This window comes from Bacillus sp. MYb78 (assembly GCF_002975115.1).
Taxonomy (GTDB): domain Bacteria; phylum Bacillota; class Bacilli; order Bacillales; family Bacillaceae_G; genus Bacillus_A; species Bacillus_A cereus.
This window is the reverse complement of record NZ_PCOB01000020.1, coordinates 80,797-97,516: the sequence shown is the minus strand read 5'-3', so window position 1 is coordinate 97,516 and position 16,720 is coordinate 80,797. Positions and strand designations below refer to the sequence as shown.

Sequence of the window (16,720 nt, the reverse complement as noted above, 5' to 3'; positions counted from 1 at the left end):
GGTGTGGAGTGGGGGAAAAGGTAGAGATAACTTCAAATCCTTACCTATCACTAACCATCAGCTGGTGTTAATGCTGTAGAGAATAAGAATGGACGTGAACGAACTTTTAACCAGTCAATTAAGTTTTGTTTCCCTGCTACATATCCACCAATTACCCCAATTGCTTTTGATAATGTACCAATTTGGAAATCAACTTTATCAGAAAGACCGAAGTGCTTTACAGTTCCTGCACCTTTTCCAAGTACACCTGAACCGTGTGCATCATCTACGTATGTCATTAAATCTAACTCTTCTGCAATCTCAACAATTTCTGGTAGTTTTGCAACATCTCCATCCATTGAGAAAACACCGTCTGTAATTACCATTAATTTATTGTAAAGACCTGATTCTTTCGCCGCGATTGCTTTTTGGCGTAAATCTTCCATATCAGAATGTTTATAAACAATAATTTTTGCTTTTGATAGACGACTACCGTCAATAATAGATGCATGATTTAATTCGTCTGAAAGAATCGCATCATTTTTATCCATAACAGCTGAAATCGCTGCCATATTACAGTTAAATCCTGATTGATAAGCAATTGCTGCTTCTGTATGTTTAAACTTTGCAATTGTTTCTTCTAACTTAATATGCAAATCTAAAGTACCGTTAATTGTACGAACAGCCCCTGCTCCAACACCGTACTTATGAATAGCACCAATTGCTGCTTCTTGCAAACGGCTATCTGTTGCTAATCCAAGATAGTTGTTTGAAGATAAGTTAATATATTCTTTTCCGCCAATTGTAATGATTGGTCCATTCGAACTCTCAAGCGGATCAATTACGTTATAAAGCCCCTTTGATTTTAAATCCTCTAAATTTTCTTCTAAAAATTTCGCAAGTGTTTTACTAGACATTGTGAAGCCTCCCATCGTTCATGTAAGCGGATTATTGTCTTAATAGTTCTAATAATCCCTCTACTAGCTTAACACGTTTTCAGAATTTATTATAGAAAAATAGTTTAAAGTAACCGCTTACAATTCTAGATTATATATGATTCATTACAATAAATCTATCATTTACTTTTCATATTTGATAGAATTAAAAAAATATTTAGGGAGGCTTCAAACATGGCATTTACAGAATCTGATGTATACAATAACACAGCATTTTTCGAACAATATATGAAACGAAGATACCGAGAAAATAGCCCAAATGAATCCATTGAAAAACCAGTATTCTTTCAGCTCATTGGTCATGTGCAAGGAAAACAAATTCTCGATTTAGGCTGTGGTGATGCTAAGTTTGGTGCGGAATTATTAGAAAAGGGATGCTACTCTTACACCGGCATTGAAGGCTCCGAGCTTATGTATGGAAAAGCTAAAAAACAACTAGAAAATAAAAATGGATCTGTTCATTTTTTAAACCTCAAAGATTATACCTATCCCTCTTCCACTTTTGATTTAGTAACCTCTAGACTCGCCTTACATTATATTGAACATCTTGATATCATTTTTCAAAATGTGTTTCAAACTTTAAAAACAAATGGCACCTTTACCTTTAGCGTTCAACATCCCGTTATTACTTCTTCATTTGAAAGCTTACAAACAAGTGGTAAAAGAACGAGTTGGCTCGTCGATGATTATTTTAAACTAGGCAAACGGGTTGAACCATGGATTGACCAAGAAGTTATTAAATATCATCGTACAACGGAAGAGTATTTCACATTATTACAGCAAGCTGGATTTACCATTACATCATTAAAAGAAGCTACACCAAATCCAACCTATTTTCAAGATGAAGAAGAGTATAAACGTCGCTTACGTATTCCTCTCTTCCTCTTATTTTCTTGTACCAAATAAAAAAAACGATGACTCACTCATCGTTTTTTTATCTCATTGCCTGAGCAACTTCTTTAACTACACGTCTTCCTCTTCCGTGAGGGATACAAAGCGGTGTTCCAAACAACGGATCCGTACTAATTTGACACTCCATTCGGAATACATCACGTACTAGTTTCTCATCTACCACTTCTTCAGGTTTACCTTGTGCATATATTTGTTTATCTTGAATTGCTACAATGTTATCTGCATAGCGGCATGCTAAATTCAGATCATGTAATACCATAACAATTGTTCTTTGTTCTGTTTCATTTAATTCGAATAATAAATCTAGCACTTCAATTTGGTGAGTCATATCTAAGTATGTAGTTGGCTCATCCAGTAAAATGATATCTGTATCTTGTGCAAGTGTCATTGCGATCCAAGCACGTTGACGCTGCCCACCTGAAAGAGCATGCACATCACGCTCAGCAAATTCTGTCATACCTGTTGCTGCAAGTGCCTTCTGTACCATTTCCTCGTCTTTTTCTGACCATTGCTTCAGCCATGTTTGATATGGATAGCGTCCTTGCTTTACAAGTTGTAATACTGTAAGTCCTTCTGGTGCTTGTGGTCCTTGCGGTAAAATCGCCATTTGACGAGCAATTTGCTTCGTTTGCATACTTTGAATTGCTTGATTATCTAACAAAATATCACCATTTGTTGGCTTTAATAATCTGGCTAGTGAACGTAATAAAGTTGATTTCCCGCAACCGTTAGAACCGATAAAAATTGTAATTTCTCCTTTTGGAATTTCTAAGTTCAGCTCATCAATAATAATTGTTTCACCATAAGACAACGTCAAGCGTTTCGTCTCCAATGCTTTTTGCATATTCATCTCCCTTTATGAATTCCGACTTTTATAAAGTAAATAAATGAAATAAGGTGCACCAATTGCTGATGTAAATACCCCTGCTGGAATTTCAAGTGGTGTGAAAATTGTACGCCCTATTAAATCTGCAGCAAGTACTAGAATTGCACCGACAATAGCTGCAACTGGGAGTAATGCACCGTATAAAGAACCAACTAATCTTCGTGAAATATGAGGTGCCATTAAACCGACAAATCCAATCCCTCCGGCAAAAGCTACCGCACCACCAATTAAAGCTGTACTAAGTAATAACATAAATACACGCGACTTCGTTAAAGGAACCCCAAGTCCTACCGCTATATCATCCCCTAGCTCTTGTGCATTTAAATGCCTAGCTGCGATAAATGATATTACTGTTAAAATGAGAACCCAAGGCGCAAGTACCATAACATTTTGCCAAGAAGAGCCGTAAACGGTACCCGTAATCCATACATTCGCTTGGCTCGCTTGATAAATTGGTGCTAGCAACATAAATAATGTTGTCGCCGCCTTCGTTAATGCCCAAAATCCAACACCAATTAAAACGAGACTAATTGGTGATAATCCATCATTTTGCCATGCAAATAAGTATACAAAAACCGCTACAATCGTTGCTCCTGCAAAAGCTGCGAGCGGCATATAATGAATACTTACCGTTAGTGCATTATTTTTATCACTAAATAACGCTAAAAATAATACAACTGCGACACTTGCCCCGCCCGTAATCCCGATGATATCAGGAGAAGCAAGTGGATTTCGAACGAGCCCTTGTAAAATACAGCCCGCTACCGCAAGCGCAATTCCTACGAGGATAGCAATTAAAATACGTGGCATACGAAACTTATTTACAACCATATTTGACATTGCATCGCCATTTCCGGTAATTGCTTGCCATACGTCATAAGGAGCAATTTTCATGTCTCCCATACCTGCGCTCGCAAAGAATAATCCTATTAAAACAACTAGTAAACTTAACAAGACGAGACAAGCTCGTTTATACATTAAAAACGAGAGCTCGCCTTTTCCTATACGAAACGGAATATATTTCTTCATTTGCTAAGCCCTCTCTTACGTGCAATATAAATAAAGAACGGTGCTCCAATAAATGCTGTCATAACTCCTACTGGTACTTCTTGTGGCATAATGACATATCTTGCTGCTATATCAGCCAATATTAGTAGTATTGCACCTAACAATCCGCTATAAGGCACTCTCCATCTGTGGTCAACTCCAACAAGAAATCTAGCAAAATGCGGAGTAATAATTCCAATAAATCCAATTGGGCCAGCAACCGCAACTGAACCACCAGACAATAGTACAATAATAAGTAACACGAATGATTTCATTAAAATTGTTCGTTGTCCAAGTCCTTTCGCGACGTCTTCTCCCATCATCAATGTATTTACTTTCCCTGCCATCATAAGAGATGCAATCCATCCTATTAATAAATATGGGAATACAGATTGTAAAATTTCTAACTTTCTCCCTTGCACAGATCCAGCAAGCCAAAATAATACCTCTTCAAGTGCTTTTTCATTTAACACAAGTAATCCTTGTGTTAATGATGAAAATAACGCACTAATTGCGACCCCTGCTAACGTTAACTTAAGAGGAGTAGTCCCTTCTTTTCCTAAAGAACTAGAAGCAAATACAAGTACAGCTGCAACCGCAGCTCCTAAAAAGGCAATCCATGTGAAAGCTGATAATGATGTTACTGAAAAGATTACAATTGCTACAACTATGAAGAACGCAGCACCTGAATTTAATCCAATAAAATCTGGAGAAGCAAGTGGATTCTTAGTTAAAGTTTGCATAAGACAACCCGCGATGGCTAAACTAGCACCAACACTTGCTGCTATAAGTGCCCTTGGAAGGCGCACATTTTGAATAATAATATGTTCATTAGAACCATTAAAATGGAAAAAAGCATCTAGCGCTAATTTCCAGCTCGTATTTGTATATCCGAAAATAATACTTCCCCAAATACAAATAACGACTGCAATGATTCCAACAAATAATCCAATCCATTTTGCTTGATTTGTTTTTAATAACATGCAGCGTTTCCCCTTCAATGTATAATGATACGTTGTAAGTGTATTTCAACTTAATTCTTATTGTCAACGGAAATGAGAATTATTTTCAACCATATGTATTGACAATCAAAAGATAAAGGCTTAATATCATGCTTGCTATTGAAAAATATTCTCAACATGTAGGGGGTACATAATGAATTTCATGCGAAAAAAATCGTTTACAGTATTTGTATTTTTACTAGCATTTTCAATGCTTTTAAGCGCTTGTGGAAAATCAAATAACAAAGAAGAATCTACAAAAGAAGATAATAAAAAAGAAGTGGTTACTGTAGAACATGCAATGGGTAAAACAGAAGTTCCTGCTAATCCAAAACGTGTAGTTATCTTAACAAATGAAGGAACTGAAGCTTTACTTGAATTAGGTGTGAAACCAGTTGGTGCTGTAAAGTCTTGGACGGGTGACCCATGGTATCCACATATTAAGGATAAAATGAAAGATGTAAAAGTTGTTGGTGATGAAGGACAAGTTAACGTTGAAACAATTGCTTCTTTAAAACCAGACTTAATTATCGGTAACAAAATGCGACACGAAAAAGTGTACGAACAACTAAAAGCAATTGCACCTACTGTGTTCTCAGAAACATTACGTGGGGAATGGAAAGATAACTTCAAATTTTATGCAAAAGCATTAAATAAAGAAAAAGAAGGTCAAAAAGTTGTAGCTGATTACGAATCACGTATGAAAGATTTAAAAGGCAAACTTGGCGATAAAGTAAATCAAGAAATCTCTATGGTTCGTTTCATGCCTGGTGATGTTCGTATTTATCATGGCGATACATTCTCTGGTGTTATTTTAAAAGAACTTGGATTTAAACGTCCTGGAGATCAAAACAAAGATGATTTTGCAGAGCGTAACGTATCTAAAGAGCGTATTTCTGCTATGGATGGTGACGTATTATTCTACTTCACATTCGATAAAGGAAATGAGAAAAAAGGATCTGAACTAGAAAAAGAATATATAAACGATCCTCTATTTAAAAATTTAAATGCCGTAAAAAATGGTAAAGCATACAAAGTCGACGATGTTATTTGGAATACAGCTGGCGGTGTAATGGCTGCTAACCTACTATTAGATGATATCGAAAAACGCTTTGTTAAATAATTTTATTCTAACCAGTTCTCTCTTTGATGGAGCTGGTTTTTTCATTTCACTGAAGTGTCACATTATTTCATTTTGTATTTTTATTCCCAATATGTTATATTATAAAAGTAAATAGAATATATTTTCTTTATATCAGAATAGATTTTTTAATCTAAATTTTCTGATTAATCACTATTTTATTTTCTTTTAGAATTCAATTATTACATTTGAAAACGCTTATCATCTCGTTTTCAGGGCAAAATACAGTAACGGTTGAAGAAAAATAGAACTTTTTTAGAAATTTTCTTTCTATTTCCATATAATTCTATTGACTTCTAAATATTTTGTAAATTAAAATGATTACATAAATATCCGTTATACAGGATTAGGGGGAAACAAAAATGGATGCAGCTTTAAAATTAGACAAAGCTGGAGAGCAACAATCACCAAAAAAACATCCACCAGGGTTATACTTGTTGTTCTTTACAGAGGCATGGGAAAGATTTAGTTATTACGGAATGCGTGGCTTATTAGTTCTTTATTTAACAACGAGCTTAGTAAGTGGCGGTTTAGGATTTGATAAAGCAGTTGCAGTTCAAATTTACGGTATTTTCACAATGCTTGTATATTTCACACCTATCATTGGTGGTTGGTTAACTGACCATTTCATTACGAAACGACACGCCATTACTATTGGCGGTATCATCATGGCAATTGGTAACTTTGTACTATTTTCAATGAATACGAAAACTGGACTATTTTTAGGATTAGGATTATTAGTTATCGGTAACGGATTCTTCAAACCAAATATTTCGACTTTACTAGGTCAATTATATAGCGACAACGATTCTCGTCGTGATAGTGCTTTCACTATCTTCTACATGGGAATTAACTTAGGAGCTCTTATCGCTCCATTCATTTGCGGTTACTTCACAGATTACAAATATGGATTCTTAACAGCTTGTATCGGTATGATCATTGGACAGGTTGCTTTTAATTTCTTAGCACCTCGTTACTTAGGAACAATTGGTACAACTGTTGTAGGTAAGAAGTCTAAAGAAAAAACTGCAAAAGTAATTGAGAAAAAACCTTTAACAACACAAGAGAAAAAACGTACAGCTGCAATTTTAATTTTAACTTGTTTCGTTGTATTCTTCTGGGCAGGCTTTGAACAAGCTGGTAGTTCTTTAACACTTTACACAGATAAGTTCGTAGATCGTACAATTGGTGGATTTACAATTCCAACACCTTGGTTCCAATCTGTAAACCCACTATTCATTATCTTACTAGCATTACCTGTTTCAGCTTTATGGATTAAACTTTCAAAAACAAAAAATGGTGATTTAAAAATCCCAACAAAAATGGCCCTAGGTATGATTTTACTAGGGATTGGATATTTAGTTCTAACTTTAGCTGTTTTAAAAACTGGTAGTGATGAAGGTAACATTACAATGAAGGCAAACTTACTATTCATTGTATTCACTTACATGTTCCACACAATCGGTGAATTATTCTTATCACCAATCGGATTATCTATGGTTAGTGCAATCGCTCCTGTTAAATTAGCTTCTTTATTAATGGGTGTATGGTTAGCTGGTACTGGATGTGCAAACTTCTTAGCAGGACAATTAGCTGCTTTCACTCAATCTTTAGGATATTTAGAAGTATTCGCGAGCATCGGTGTTATCGTAATCGTACTAGGATTAGTACTTCTTATGTTCTCTAAGAAAATTGCACATATGATGGAATAACAAAAAGACGCTTCTAAAATTAGAAGCGTCTTTTTTATTATTTCTCCTCTAAAGCTGTCACGTCCACATGAACGCTCTCACCAGGATTAGATACATCATACACTTGAGCACTCCCCTTCTGCTCATCACAGCTCTCAATCCATACTGGTACGCCCTCATATGTAACGTCAATTCTACTTGAAGAAGATAAGATTTGTTTCACACGTTTCACATCCATACTAATATCCCTCCTTTTGCTTACTACACTCCTTTCTATTTTTTCTTTTCCTTTTAGAATATATTCCGTAAAGCAGCATGTTGATTGATAGTCATTTCTTCCTCACATGCTAATATTTACTCTCTCGCTACCTTTCTGACAAATAAAAAAAGACGTATATTCCACACGTCTTTTTCCATAATATTCAAATTTTAAGAAAATAATGTTTTTACTACCGCACTTACTTTATCATTATGGATTTGGTAATACACTTCTAATCCTCGTCTTTCAAAGCGCACTACTTTATTTTGCTTTAACTTCGTTAAATGTTGTGAAACCGTTGATTGCGGAATTTCTAATACTTCCTGTAGTTGTGTTACATTACATGTTCCTCTTTGCATAAGTTCCATTACTAGACGTAGACGAAGTGGGTGAGCTAACGCTCTTAACATTTGTACATCTTCTTCTGAAATACGACATTCGAATTGATTTTGGCTCATAAAGTTCCCCTCATTTTCGTTTTTATTTGCGTTTTTATGTTCTTTTTATTTATTTATATATCTGTTCTTATATTTCCTGTTACGACATAACTTTATCAACCTATAAAGCCGAAAAATTTTTCCATTTTCATCAACAAAAATTCAGGAAAAAATCCTTGTTGATTTTGAATATTATACTATATGATATAACGAAAAAGCAAAATAATGGCCTACGAATACTTTGCTTGCAAACGTTGTTTTATCAGGCTTTTTGTTATATTTTCACCTCATTGAAATGCACAGTAACGGTATTGTAAAATACCGTCTATAATTGATAACCTATCGTAATGTAGTTGAACTATAATTAACCTCTTTGTTACGCTAAAAGGAATTTTCAGTAAAAAGAGATGATGTGATATTAAAAATTTGTTTCTTATTTTTTATTCGTATTGCAAGCGGTTGGACTGTTGTGCAAAACTTCCTATTAAATCCACTCACCATTCCTCCCTCACTAGATCAAACAGGACAGATCAGTTCATATATCAAACTTTATACTCGATATAAAAGATGGCATCTAATATACGCCTATAAGGAACATGCCATCTAAATAAGCAAAATAATATGCAAATAACTTATACAGCACACTTAAATTCATTTGAGTGTGTTTTTTGTCTACTTTATGAACAAAGCTTTTCTTTTAACACTATTATGGAATAATTATACTTTTTTACGTTGACAATAGTGTTGAAGGAGAATATACTAAGCATGTAAGTTGATTGTGAATAGTTTCACAAATAATGTGAATTTCTTCACATATAATAGATAGGAGTTGTCATTATTATGAGTACTTGGACACAAATTTATGACCCATTAAACAATATTTGGTTATCTGCACTAATCGCAGCACTTCCAATCTTTTGTTTCATCATTTGTTTAATGGGATTCAAAATGAAAAGTTACATGGCTGGTCTTTATAGTGTGATTGTCGCTATTATCCTTGCAATATTTGTTTATAAAATGCCAGCAACAGTAGCTGTAGCATCTGCTGGATTCGGTGTTTTATCTGGATTTTATCCAATTTGTACTATCGTTATCGCCGCAATTTTCCTTTACAAATTAACTGTTAAAACAGAGCAATTCAATATTATTCGCGATAGTATTTCAAGCATTACAAATGATCAACGTTTACAAGTATTATTAATCGCTTATTCTTTCGGTGCTTTCTTAGAAGGTGCAGCTGGTCTAGGGGTTCCAGTTGCTATTACAGCTGCACTACTTGTAGGTATGGGATTTAACCCATTAAAAGCAGCAGGTATTTGTTTAGTAGCTAATATCGCTGGTGGTGCTATGGGTGCTATGGGTATTCCAGTTACAGTACCAGCACAATTAACTCAACTTGACGCATTAACTATTGGTCGTCAAACTGTTCTTATTTTACCTTTCATTAGTATCATCTTACCTTTCTTACTTGTTTCAATGGTCGATGGAATTAAAGGTATTAAAGAAACTTGGCAAGGTATTCTTGTAAGTGGTGTTTCTTTCGCAATTACTCAGTTCCTTGTAACTTACTTCTTAGGCGCAGAACTTACTAACATTTTCGCAGCCGTTGTAAGTATGATTGCTCTTGCATTATTCTTACGTGTTTGGCAACCAAAATCTTCTACTAAAGAAGAAAAACAAGAAACTAAAGTATCACATACATTCAATCAAATTTTATATGCTTGGTCTCCATTCGTATTCTTAACTGCATTTGTAACAATCTTTAACTTAAAACCGATTAAAGCTTTATTTGCTCCAGATGGTGCGTTAGCAAACTTAGTATTTAACATTCAGTTCCCTGGTCTTCATAATGCTGTTATGAAAACTACACCAATTACAAAAGCTGATACACCTTTCGCAGCTGTTTTCAAATTCGATGTATTCTCTTCTACAACTACAGCGATTGTACTAGCAATTATCGTTTCACTTATCGTTTACCGCGTAAAAGGTAAAATGGTTAAAGAATTAATGATTGAAACAATGAAAGAATTAAAAGCTCCAGTATATACAATTTGTAGCGTTATCGCTTTAGCTTACGTAGAGAACTACTCTGGTATGTCGTCTACACTTGGACTTGCATTCTCTTCTACTGGTAATGCATTCCCAGTTCTTTCTCCAATCTTAGGATGGATTGGCGTATTCATTACAGGTTCAGTAGTTTCAAGTGGTTCTTTATTCGCACCACTTCAAGCAGTAACAGCAGACCAGTTAAACATCGTTCCTTCTACACTCGTTGCCTTAAACGTAGTAGGTGGTACAATGGCAAAAATGGTTTCACCACAATCTGTAGCAGTTGCTTGTGCCGCAGTTGGACTAGTTGGGAAAGAATCTGCTCTATTTAAAACAGCAATGAAATACAGTTTAATCTTCTTAGCTGTTATTAGCTTACTTCAATTAAACGCTGTATTTAATATCTTTTAAAAATAAAACACCGATCCAAATGGATCGGTGTTTTTCACATTACATTTTTTTATTTTTTAATAAAGAAGCTCCAGCAATTTCAGGGTGAGTCATTTCGAATGGATCTAAAATAATATCCAATTCCTCTTCTGTCAGTACACCATGTTCTAAACATAACTCCCTAACAGATTTTCCTGTTTCAATTGCTTCACGTGCAATACGAGATGCTGCTTCATAACCAATATGAGGATTAACTGCTGTAATAATTCCAACACTTTTCTCAACATATTGCTTCAGCAATTCTTCATTTGCTGTAATTCCTTCAATACAATATTCACGGAATACACGGAATCCATTATTCATAATACTTATAGATTGAATTAAATTAAATACAAGCACAGGCTCCATTACGTTTAACTCTAATTGTCCTGCTTCTGATGCTAAGCAAATTGTATGATCGTTTCCGATTACTTGGAATGCGACTTGGTTAATTACTTCTGCCATAACTGGATTTACTTTACCTGGCATAATCGATGAACCCGGCTGACGTGCTGGCAATTGAATTTCAGCTAACCCAACACGTGGCCCAGACGCCATAATACGAAGATCGTTTGCAATTTTAGACATGTTCATCATACATACTTTAAGTGCTGCAGATACTTCTGTGTATGCATCTGTATTTTGCGTTGCATCAACTAAATGCTCTGCACCAACAAGTGGCAATCCACTAAACGTTCTTAAATGTTTTACTACTTGTTCAATATACGTAGGATTTGCATTTAATCCTGTGCCAACAGCTGTCGCCCCCATATTCACTTCATATAAATGTTGACGAGACTGTTTAATTCTTTTTATATCACGCGCAAGCACTCGGCTATATGCTTCAAATTCTTGCCCAAGGCGAATTGGAACTGCATCTTGTAAATGTGTGCGTCCCATTTTAATAACGTGATCAAACTCTTTTGCTTTTTTACGAAAAGCAGAATGAAGTTCTTCCATTGTAATAAGAAGCTTTTCTAACATCATAAGAGTTGCAATATGAATCCCTGTTGGAAACGCATCGTTCGTTGATTGGGCCATGTTCACATGAGTGTTTGGGCTAATTTTCGCATACGCCCCTTTTTCATATCCCATACGTTCTAACGCTCTATTCGCAATTACTTCATTTGTATTCATATTAATAGAAGTTCCGGCTCCGCCTTGAATAGGATCCACGATAAATTGATCATGAAACTTTCCATCAACAATTTCTTGCGCTGCTTCTGCAATTTCATGTCCAATGTCTTTAGCTAAGTAACCAGTATCTATATTCGCAAGTGCCGCCGCTTTTTTCACAATTGCCATTGCTGTAATGAGTGATGGATGAATGCGGTATCCTGTAATTGGGAAGTTTTCTACGGCACGTAATGTTTGTACACCATAATAAGCTGCACTTGGTACTTCTTTTTCACCTAAAAAATCTTTTTCTATACGTATATCCTTCGTTGCTATCATTTTTATCACCTATACTTTTTCATTCTAAATCCTTATCCAAAAAATCCGCCCTCTAAAAACACGAGTATCATTCAGAAGAATTTTTCAGTATCCACCTTCACTATATAGCACCTTTTTTGAAAGCGCAAACATTTATTTTTCTGTATATCCTTTTTATTAAAGTTTACAGAAAATCATTCTTCTACTTTCCTTATTTCCACTCGTTTAATTTGATGCATATCCTTTTCAAGGACTTTAAAATAAAAACCATGTTTCTCAATAACATCTCCTTCAGCAACGATTTGTTTTTGTACCATAATCCAGCCACCAATTGTATCTACATCATCAGCAATTAAATGTATGCCAAGCAAATCATTTACTTCACTAATAAGCACTTTTCCCTCTACGATTTTATAACCTTCACTTACATGCTCTATAGGTGGATTCTCATCTTCATCGTATTCATCTCGAATTTCTCCAACAATTTCTTCTAAAATATCTTCTAGTGTAACAATCCCTGCTGTACCACCATATTCATCATACAATACAGCTAATGGAATGTGTTTTCTTTGCATTTGTAATAGTAAATCATGAATTGGAATATTTTCTAGCACTTCAATAACTGGCCTTGTATATGGCATAATCGAGCACTCCTCGTCCCGATTCCCATCCATATAACGAATAAATAAATCTTTTACATTAACCATCCCAATAATTTCATCTTTATCTTCACCAAATACAGGATATCTCGTGTACTTTTCTTGTGCGATTACTTTAATATGTGTTTCAAATGGTTCGTCCTCATATAAGCCTACAACTTCCGTACGAGGTACCATAATTTCTTTTGCTACTCTATTATCAAATTCAAAAATATTATTTACATATTTAAATTCCCTTTGGTTAATCTCTCCGCTCTCATAGCTCTCAGATAAGATTAACCTTAATTCTTCTTCTGAATGAGCTACTTCATGTTCAGAAGCTGGATGTAATCCGAATAAACCAGTTACAACCCTCGCTGAACCATTCAAAGCCCAAATAAACGGATACATAACTCGGTAAAAATAAATAAGTGGTTTCGATAACAATAAGCTAACTTGTTCTGCTTTTTGTATAGCAAATGTCTTTGGAGCAAGTTCCCCAATGACAACATGTAAAAATGTAATTACTGCAAAGGCAATAATAAATGAAACTGTACTGGAAATTGCAGGTGAGAATTTTAATTTTAAAAACAACGGCTCGAGTAAATGTTTAATAGTTGGTTCCCCTAGCCACCCGAGCCCTAAAGCAGTAATTGTAATACCTAGCTGACAGGCCGATAAATATTCATCTAAATTTGAAGTTACCTTTTTAGCTGCCAGTGCACCTCGTCTTTTTTCGCTAACGAGTTGATCAATACGACTGCTACGTACCTTAATAATTGCAAATTCAACAGCCACAAAAAATGCTGTTAATCCAATAAGAATGACTACCATCAATAATTTTAAAATATCCACATATGTCCTTTAGCTTTCTTAGCTAAAGTTACACCTCCTTTTAAAAAGAAGTTTCACTTTAGTTTCTTCAATTATTGGAAAGCAACTCTATATAAAATCCACCAATTTTCAAACCTCATACAATTCTAAAGGTAAACCATCGGGATCTTGGAAAAAGACGAATTTCTTCTCCGTTATTTCATCAATACGGATCGATTCGGTCTCAACACCACATTGATTTAAATGCTTCACAGCTTCTTCTATATTTGTAACAGCAAATGCTAAATGTCTAAGACCTGCTGCTTCTGGAAAACTTTTGCGCTCAGGCGGATTTGGAAATGAAAATAATTCGATTTGATACTCTTCTCCTACACATAAATCTAATTTATAAGAATCTCGTTCCTTTCTATATACTTCATTCAGTTCTTTAAATCCTAATATTCTAGTATAAAAATCCTTTGACGTCTCATAATTCGAACAAATAATTGCAACGTGATGCACTCTACATATATTCATACTCTCTCTATTCCTTTCTTTACCAAAGATGCATATTCTCTCTTGAAATGAAAAACATATATAGCAGAATATCTCTTTTAGGGGGCTTATCATGAAATTCATTACTTTTTTCGTCGGACTAATTGTTGTTTTCTTGCTCGCTTATATTGCTAGCAATAATAAGAAGCATATTAAATTTAAACCAATTTTTATCATGCTTATTATACAGTTAATTTTAACCTATTTACTACTAAATACAGAAGTCGGCCTCATACTAATTAGAATCATTTCCAGTTTGTTTACCAAGCTACTCGAGTATGCTGCTGATGGAATAAATTTCGTATTTGGTGGCCTTGCAAATAAAGGTGAAATGCCATTTTTCCTTAATGTATTATTACCAATCGTCTTTATTTCTGTTTTAATTGGTATATTACAACATTTCAAAATACTACCATTTTTTATTCATTGGATCGGGTACTTTCTTAGTAAAATAAATGGTCTTGGGAAATTAGAATCTTACAACGCTATCGCCTCTGCCATTGTCGGCCAATCAGAAGTTTTTATTACAGTGAAAAAGCAATTAGCTCAAATTCCAAAACACCGTCTTTATACACTTTGTGCCTCTGCTATGTCAACCGTATCTATGTCTATCGTAGGTGCCTATATGACAATGATTGAACCTAAATATGTAGTAACTGCACTCGTTCTCAATTTATTTAGCGGTTTTATTATCGTACTCATCATTAACCCTTACGACGTTAAAGATGACGAAGATATTTTAGAAATCAAAGGTGAAAAACAAAGCTTTTTTGAAATGCTTGGAGAATACATTCTTGATGGTTTTCGTGTAGCCATTGTTGTCGGCGCTATGCTCATCGGATTCGTCGCATTAATTAGTTGTATTAATGACCTGTTCCTCATTATATTCGGTATTACGTTCCAACAATTAATCGGCTATGTATTTGCACCTATCGCATTCCTTATCGGTGTACCAAGTTCTGAAATTGTCGCGGCTGGCAGCATTATGGCAACGAAGCTTGTAACGAATGAATTTGTTGCAATGATGGACCTCAGTAAAATTTCTAATAGCCTTTCTCCCCGTACAGTTGGTATTATTTCTGTTTTCCTTGTATCTTTTGCCAATTTTTCTTCCATTGGTATTATTTCAGGTGCGGTAAAAGGACTAAACGAAGAACAAGGAAACGTTGTTGCGAGGTTTGGCCTTAAATTACTATATGGAGCTACTCTCGTTAGTATTTTATCTGCAATTATCGTAAGCATTATGTTGTAATTAGGTAAAATTTTATCATTTTCTTATCCCTATCTTTTGTATACAATAACGAATAGGTGTCTTATAAATAATCAAGACATCTATTTTTTATACATGTACAATCGCTTTTATTTAGCGTAAAATATTTTTTATGTGTTTGAATACACTTCTAAATGTATACACTTTGATAGTTTTAAAGGAGAAAAAATGATGAAATCCGACATGAACAACAATACGCGAGCCAAAAAAGGACGCTCAAAGAAAAAACGCCTACTTTGGTTCCTTCTTATTCCATTACTAATTGTAGCACTTGGAGCAGGAGGCTACTCATTCCATATATACAGTAAAGCAAAGTCCGTCTTAAATAATGCTTATGCTGAACTAGGTCGAGGAGATAAGTCCAGTAAACGTGAAAAAGCTGTTAAACCTATGACCGACAACATTTCCGTACTTATTATGGGTGTTGATGAAAGTGAAATTAGGGAAAAAGGTTATGGAAAAGCAACTCGAACAGATGCGTTATTACTTGCAACAATTAATAAAAACGATAAATCCGTTAAACTTGTAAGCATTCCACGTGACTCACGCGTCTACATTAAATCACGTGATAAATACGATAAAATTACACATGCTCACGTATTCGGTGGTGTAGACAGCACAATTGATACGGTAGAGAACTTTTTAGATGTTCCAGTTGATTATTATGTAAAATTCAACTTTAAATCCTTTATCAAAATTGTTGATTCTCTTGGTGGTATTACTGTGGACGTTCCAGTTGAGTTCACAGAGCAAAATAGTAAAGATGAAGCAGATGCAATTCATCTAAAAAAAGGACGTCAACATTTAAATGGAGAAGAGGCACTGGCACTAGCTAGAACTCGTCATATCGATAGTGATTATATGCGTGGCCAACGACAACAGCTTGTATTAGAGGCCATTGCTGAAAAGGCACTATCTCTTAATTCTATTAATAAAATCGGTGGCCTACTAGACGCTGTCGATAAGGATTTAAAAACCAATTTAACGTTTGATGATATGATGACAATTACAAAAAATTCAATGGATTCAAATTTAAAAATGGAAAAAATGCAAGTAGAAGGTACAGATAAATATATAGGCGGTATTTATTATTACGTTCCAAATGAAAAAAGCGTCGATACTATTTCAACTACCCTTCAAAAACATCTCGGTGTTACGAATAAAAATGAACATAAAAAATTATAATAAAAAGGCTGCTAGATCTTTCTAGACAGCCTTTTTAT

Annotated in this window: 14 protein-coding genes and 1 pseudogene; 6 read left to right on the top strand and 9 right to left on the bottom strand. The window is 34.7% G+C overall.

From position 1 onward, the window contains the following. Positions 1-56: 56 nt before the first annotated feature. Positions 57-896 (bottom strand): annotated as a pseudogene (locus CQ064_RS26475) (aminotransferase class I/II-fold pyridoxal phosphate-dependent enzyme); the annotation flags it as partial. Positions 897-1,109: 213 nt separating this feature from the next. On the opposite strand from CQ064_RS26475, the gene CQ064_RS26470 reads away from it, so the two are divergent. Then, positions 1,110-1,841 (top strand): class I SAM-dependent DNA methyltransferase, encoded by a 732-nt coding sequence (locus CQ064_RS26470; RefSeq protein WP_000885974.1) that lies wholly within the window; start codon positions 1,110-1,112, stop codon positions 1,839-1,841. A 28-nt stretch (positions 1,842-1,869) separates the two neighbouring features. Here the strand turns inward: CQ064_RS26470 and CQ064_RS26465 are convergent, their stop codons facing one another. The 3 genes from CQ064_RS26465 to CQ064_RS26455 are packed head-to-tail and all read right to left on the bottom strand — an operon-like array spanning position 1,870 to position 4,763. Beyond that, positions 1,870-2,691, bottom strand: coding sequence for an ABC transporter ATP-binding protein (locus tag CQ064_RS26465; protein WP_001167953.1), 822 nt, complete (start codon positions 2,689-2,691; stop codon positions 1,870-1,872). A gap of 12 nt (positions 2,692-2,703) precedes the next feature. Further along, positions 2,704-3,762, bottom strand: coding sequence for a FecCD family ABC transporter permease (locus tag CQ064_RS26460; protein WP_000760059.1), 1,059 nt, complete (start codon positions 3,760-3,762; stop codon positions 2,704-2,706). Beyond that, positions 3,759-4,763: a FecCD family ABC transporter permease gene (locus tag CQ064_RS26455; RefSeq protein WP_000925211.1), complete on the bottom strand. Its 1,005-nt coding sequence runs from the start codon at positions 4,761-4,763 to the stop codon at positions 3,759-3,761. The genes CQ064_RS26460 and CQ064_RS26455 overlap by 4 nt, the downstream gene beginning before the upstream one ends. Before the next feature lie 172 nt (positions 4,764-4,935). On the opposite strand from CQ064_RS26455, the gene CQ064_RS26450 reads away from it, so the two are divergent. Together CQ064_RS26450 and CQ064_RS26445 are read left to right on the top strand one after the other, a co-directional pair. Continuing rightward, positions 4,936-5,904: an ABC transporter substrate-binding protein gene (locus tag CQ064_RS26450; protein ID WP_001010277.1), complete on the top strand. Its 969-nt coding sequence runs from the start codon at positions 4,936-4,938 to the stop codon at positions 5,902-5,904. A 380-nt stretch (positions 5,905-6,284) separates the two neighbouring features. Then, a complete protein-coding gene (locus CQ064_RS26445; protein ID WP_000338305.1) occupies positions 6,285-7,634 on the top strand; it encodes a peptide MFS transporter in 1,350 nt (449 codons plus the stop codon). Positions 7,635-7,671: 37 nt separating this feature from the next. Here the strand turns inward: CQ064_RS26445 and CQ064_RS26440 are convergent, their stop codons facing one another. After that, positions 7,672-7,851: an acid-soluble spore protein H gene (locus tag CQ064_RS26440; protein WP_000382679.1), complete on the bottom strand. Its 180-nt coding sequence runs from the start codon at positions 7,849-7,851 to the stop codon at positions 7,672-7,674. A 191-nt stretch (positions 7,852-8,042) separates the two neighbouring features. After that, positions 8,043-8,330, bottom strand: coding sequence for an ArsR/SmtB family transcription factor (locus CQ064_RS26435; protein ID WP_000081428.1), 288 nt, complete (start codon positions 8,328-8,330; stop codon positions 8,043-8,045). Positions 8,331-9,149: 819 nt separating this feature from the next. Between CQ064_RS26435 and CQ064_RS26425 the strand changes: the two genes are divergently transcribed. Then, positions 9,150-10,769 carry an L-lactate permease gene (locus CQ064_RS26425; protein ID WP_000109099.1) on the top strand — a complete coding sequence of 540 codons (1,620 nt, stop codon included), beginning with the start codon at positions 9,150-9,152 and terminating at the stop codon, positions 10,767-10,769. A gap of 39 nt (positions 10,770-10,808) precedes the next feature. Here CQ064_RS26425 and aspA read toward each other — a convergent pair whose 3' ends face one another. The 3 genes from aspA to gloA2 form a co-directional block, all read right to left on the bottom strand. Beyond that, on the bottom strand, positions 10,809-12,242 hold the full coding sequence (gene aspA, locus CQ064_RS26420) for an aspartate ammonia-lyase (protein WP_000562134.1): 1,434 nt from the start codon (positions 12,240-12,242) through the stop codon (positions 10,809-10,811). A gap of 173 nt (positions 12,243-12,415) precedes the next feature. Continuing rightward, the gene (locus CQ064_RS26415) at positions 12,416-13,714 is read right to left on the bottom strand and encodes a hemolysin family protein (protein WP_000353315.1); all 1,299 of its coding nucleotides are present in this window, start codon (positions 13,712-13,714) and stop codon (positions 12,416-12,418) included. Between the two features lie 108 nt (positions 13,715-13,822). Next, positions 13,823-14,209 (bottom strand): SMU1112c/YaeR family gloxylase I-like metalloprotein, encoded by a 387-nt coding sequence (gloA2, locus tag CQ064_RS26410; RefSeq protein ID WP_001017676.1) that lies wholly within the window; start codon positions 14,207-14,209, stop codon positions 13,823-13,825. Between the two features lie 91 nt (positions 14,210-14,300). Here gloA2 and CQ064_RS26405 point away from each other — a divergent pair, with 91 nt between their 5' ends. After that, on the top strand, positions 14,301-15,479 hold the full coding sequence (locus tag CQ064_RS26405; protein WP_000668875.1) for a NupC/NupG family nucleoside CNT transporter: 1,179 nt from the start codon (positions 14,301-14,303) through the stop codon (positions 15,477-15,479). 186 nt (positions 15,480-15,665) lie between these two features. Then, positions 15,666-16,682: an LCP family protein gene (locus CQ064_RS26400; protein ID WP_014481946.1), complete on the top strand. Its 1,017-nt coding sequence runs from the start codon at positions 15,666-15,668 to the stop codon at positions 16,680-16,682. Positions 16,683-16,720 lie beyond the last annotated feature (38 nt).